4 protein-coding genes are annotated in these 4,090 nt (G+C 41.8%); 3 read left to right on the top strand and 1 reads right to left on the bottom strand.

Annotated features, from left to right (window positions below; translation table 11 throughout):
* The first annotated feature begins 63 nt into the window (after positions 1–63).
* On the top strand, positions 64–1,065 hold the full coding sequence (locus ASV53_RS23085; RefSeq protein WP_094958860.1) for a YdcF family protein: 1,002 nt from the start codon (positions 64–66) through the stop codon (positions 1,063–1,065).
* Positions 1,066–1,234: 169 nt separating this feature from the next.
* On the opposite strand, the gene ASV53_RS23080 is transcribed toward ASV53_RS23085, so the two are convergent.
* A complete protein-coding gene (locus tag ASV53_RS23080) occupies positions 1,235–1,624 on the bottom strand; it encodes a VOC family protein (RefSeq protein ID WP_094958859.1) in 390 nt (129 codons plus the stop codon).
* 176 nt (positions 1,625–1,800) lie between these two features.
* Here ASV53_RS23080 and ASV53_RS23075 point away from each other — a divergent pair, with 176 nt between their 5' ends.
* Together ASV53_RS23075 and ASV53_RS23070 are read left to right on the top strand one after the other, a co-directional pair.
* Positions 1,801–3,612: an SgrR family transcriptional regulator gene (locus ASV53_RS23075; RefSeq protein WP_239928899.1), complete on the top strand. Its 1,812-nt coding sequence runs from the start codon at positions 1,801–1,803 to the stop codon at positions 3,610–3,612.
* A 65-nt stretch (positions 3,613–3,677) separates the two neighbouring features.
* Positions 3,678–3,959 carry a Solitary outer membrane autotransporter beta-barrel domain gene (locus ASV53_RS23070; RefSeq protein WP_189337950.1) on the top strand — a complete coding sequence of 94 codons (282 nt, stop codon included), beginning with the start codon at positions 3,678–3,680 and terminating at the stop codon, positions 3,957–3,959.
* Positions 3,960–4,090: the final 131 nt, after the last annotated feature.

Below are 4,090 nucleotides of genomic sequence, written 5' to 3'. Positions count from 1 at the left end.
TAATAATATTTTAGCCATATGTCTATTTGCTAGGTGATTTCATTCCAATACAAAAGGGAAGTCATGTTCAAGAAGTTATGTATAGTAATATTTGCAGCTGTATCTATTAACGTAAACGCTACTGGCGGTATAACGCTTGGTAATAGATTAGATAACCTTAATGAGATGAGCATTCCTAATGCCCTTATTAAAGCACAGATTGAGAGAGGTGACTTTGAATCACTTTTTAGTCTTTATCGTGGGCTCAATCAGGAAAAAGCGAATGTTGAATACCTTAGCCAAAGTATCAACGTTGATGAAGTAGTGAATAAGCTTACTTCTGTCCAGCAGCAAGTAATGAATGAAGCTTATAACACAGTAAAAACCAATACAGGCAGAGTGTTACCTGTTGATTCAAACCTTGTGCCATCAGGACTGATTATCTTAGGTGCTACACCTAAGCTTGGTATTTTAGAAAGCCGACTAGAACAGGCTTATCGACTTGCCATGCTTTATCCTGATATACCCATTATCGTATCAGGTAAGGGGCGAAAAGCAGGAGAGGTTGAAGCAGATTACATGCATGACTACCTTGTTTCCAAAGGTTTGAATAGCCAGCGAATCTATAAAGAAGATGTATCTGAAGATACTGTCGGTAATGCCGTTTTTACGTACTTTAGGATAGAGCAGGAGCCTGCTCTTCAAAACATCAAAGATTGGTTGATTGTCACCAATAATTTCCACGCTATGCGGGCGTTATTTAACTACCAACGGGTGTTCCCTATAAATATGCATATTGCTGTTTATCTGGCGCCTTTATTACCTGAAGGTATGGTTAACCCTGAACAAGATAAAATTCTTAGAGATCTCGTGGCAAGTGAGATCCGCTCTGATTCTAATCAACAATTTTTACAGTTATTAAAGCAAGCCTGGTTTGATACCAGCAGTCATTCGTTTGAAGGGAAAGATATTTCTAGTCAGCCATGCCCCATTCTTACGGAGGTGCTGCTTCACCATGAATTGTACAAAGATAAGAAAGAAGCACTGACATTGAGTTTTCAATGTGTGCTGCGAATGAGTAGCTAATGTAACGATACTGCCGTTATATTCAGGGGAACCGCTGTGTACTTAAAGTTAAGCACTCAGCGGTTTTTTGCCTGTTATTCAGAATAAAGAATAACATCTGATTTAAGCTCGACTTGTTGGGGGAGAAGTCGGCTCATTCTCACTCAGGGCAAAATAGGGTTATAGCGGTTTACGCTGTAATTTCTAATCGGTTGTTTTCAGGATCAAGCACCGTACTTTCGTAATAACCATCGCCTGTTCTTCTTGGCCCATCAAGTACCTTATAACCATCCTGCTGAAGTTGTTTTGTAAGGTTATCTACTTGTTCTTCAGAGCCCAGTGAAAAAGCAATATGTATTAAACCAGTATGCTGTTGGTAAGGATCGTTAGCGTTTGCTGGAATTGTATCCATCTGCATGATCTCTAAACGAGCACCTGAATCAAATGTTAGAAAGTAGGATGAGAAGCCTTTGGTCGTATTCACATACATGTCATTGTGCGTCGCATTGAAGTAGTGAACGTAGAAATGCTTCAGTGCTTCTATGTTTTTAGACCAGAGTGCAATATGTTCGATTTTCATAATCATTCCTCGGTGAACTCAGGCTATTATGTGATTAAAAGCAGGAACGAAAAAGAGTCGACTTTATCTAATGTAGTGCCGTATTTATCGTTTTAGGACGGGATATCTAGGAAAAGTCACCATATCTGACTAAAATACGGAAAAAATAAAAGGCTAAGGTGCTTGTTTTGCAGGAAGTGAAACTATTTCGTTATTATTCAAGGTTAATCCCACTCAGCGTAAAAGAAGAATTATCACTGACATTGAGTGAGGTTGCTGACAAGTTGAGTTCCAGTTTGCGTCATGCGCGTAATTTGTTGGGACAAATGCAGGCGGTCAATTGGCTAACATGGCAGCCGAGTGTAGGAAGAAACCAGCGTTCGATTCTGACACTGCACCTTGGGCTTAAAGAGTTGCAGCAGATCATTGCCTTACAGTTCGTTGAGGCGGGGTATTATGATAAAGCCCTAGAGATGCTTGATGGGAATCAGCAGTGGTTTGGCTCTTTGTTGAAAGACACATCGGGTGCGACTCAGCGTTCAGGAGAGTTACATCTACAGTTAACCTATTACCGCCCATTCAGTCGAATTGTTCCGCATGAGCCACAGCGTAATAGTGAACGTTTCTTTTTACGACAAATATACAGTTGCCTTGTTCGCTGCGATGCCGATGGCAATATCGCGGCGGATTTAGCCCACCATTGGCAGCATGATAGTACCGGTACCTGCTGGAAGTTTTATCTCCGCCGAGGGCTCACTTTCCATGATGGCAGTGAAATAACAGCGCCGTTGATTGCGCAGCTTATTACGCAGTTACAGCATCAGACGACTTATCAGCAGGATTTAGCCCACCTTGCGTCAGTGACTGCCACACGCGAACACACCTTAGTGTTTGAACTAACCCAAGCGGATTTGGGTTTTGCAGGGTTACTTGCTGACCCTAAATACTCAATCCAGCCACCTAATCAATTGTCGACAAGTTCGAAGCGTGCAATAGGGAGTGGGCCCTTCCAAGTCGTCAGTCACACAAAAGAAAAACTCCACTTACAAGCATTTCCGCATTACTACGCCTGCCGTGCGTTAACCGATGAAGTCACTATTTGGCATGTGCCGACTTTTAAGAAAAAGAAATTAACGTTAGATGGCGAAGCCAGTGCGGTGATTAACGACGATTTCCCAGAATTACCGACATGTCGACAGTATCTGCAATGCCTAGATAGCAATCAAGTTGAAGGGAGCGCTTCAGATACGCACAGAGGTGCTTCTGAATATGATCAAGCCAGTATTATGCAGTCGGAGATGCAACGAGCCTTACTAGAGCATGGCTGTGTGTACCTTGTGTTTAATCAGCGACAGTCAGTATTAACGGAAGACCAGCGGCATTGGTTACGTGCTTATTTAGCACCGAGAGAGATATTACAAGCCGTTGGTACGACAGAAGATCTTCAAGGCTTACAAGCTGCTACCAATCTGCTACCAATTTGGACCGCAGTGTATACGCCGCTAACGCACGCATGCCCTTTACCCAAGAAACTGTCTATTGCGCACTATGATCAAGGTGATTTACGTAATGCGGCACAGGGAATAGCCAAGCTGCTGGAAGACAAAGGGGTGCAAACATCAACAATAGGTTATAGCTATGAACAGCTTCAAGCACAGATCCGAGCAGACTCAGTCCGCGAAGATTTGGTGTTAACCAGCACCAGCCTTGATGATAACCGCCCAGCATCGGCATTTAGGTGGTTATATGCAGATCCGCTACTTAATAACTTGCTCTTGACCGCACAAAGAGAGTGGTTAACTACACAGTTAGTATCGATTCGACAAACAACTCAGCTAGACGCTTATTTATCTGCAATTGAGCCTTTAGCGACCGCAATGATTAATGCCTCTTGGCTCGTGCCTTTATACCACCATAAACAAACACTTCGTTTTCAGGATGTTTTACAAGGCGTTGCAATAACAAATTGGGGGTGGCCTGAAATTAAAGATGTATGGATAGAGAATTGATTTTCTTCTGATTACCTAGATTAAGGCATGCGTAGATTATACTCAGTTTGGCTCGGATAATCGCAGTGGCTCTTGCTTACTGGGTTAATGGCGCTAAATCCTTTTATGATCTGGGTAAGGTACTAGGGCATCAAAGCCAATGGTATGTGAGTTTTCAGCGTGTTGATATCTCAGATGGCGTTAGCCAATCCATCAATGTTAATCATTATTATAAAGCAACGTCAGGGTGGTTATTAGCTGAGCCTATTCAGTACGATTGGATAAAAAATGTAGGGCTGGGGGTTAACCTAAACTATGGCAGTGCTTATAAAGGTATATCTTTAGTATTATTTATAAACCAAGATTAACGGACAATTTATTAAATAAGGGGTGAGCGTATTGCCTAATTAAAGAGTCTTAATATTTCTTACTTCTCATTTGTTAGGTATGCTATTTACTGAACTAAAGTCACATTTCGTTCAAATAAAATCGTTATATT

The sequence above is a fragment of the Photobacterium sanguinicancri genome, assembly GCF_002265265.1.
Taxonomy (GTDB): Bacteria; Pseudomonadota; Gammaproteobacteria; order Enterobacterales; family Vibrionaceae; genus Photobacterium; species Photobacterium sanguinicancri.
Note: the sequence above shows the minus strand (reverse complement) of the source record. Positions and strands in the feature narration are given on the sequence as shown.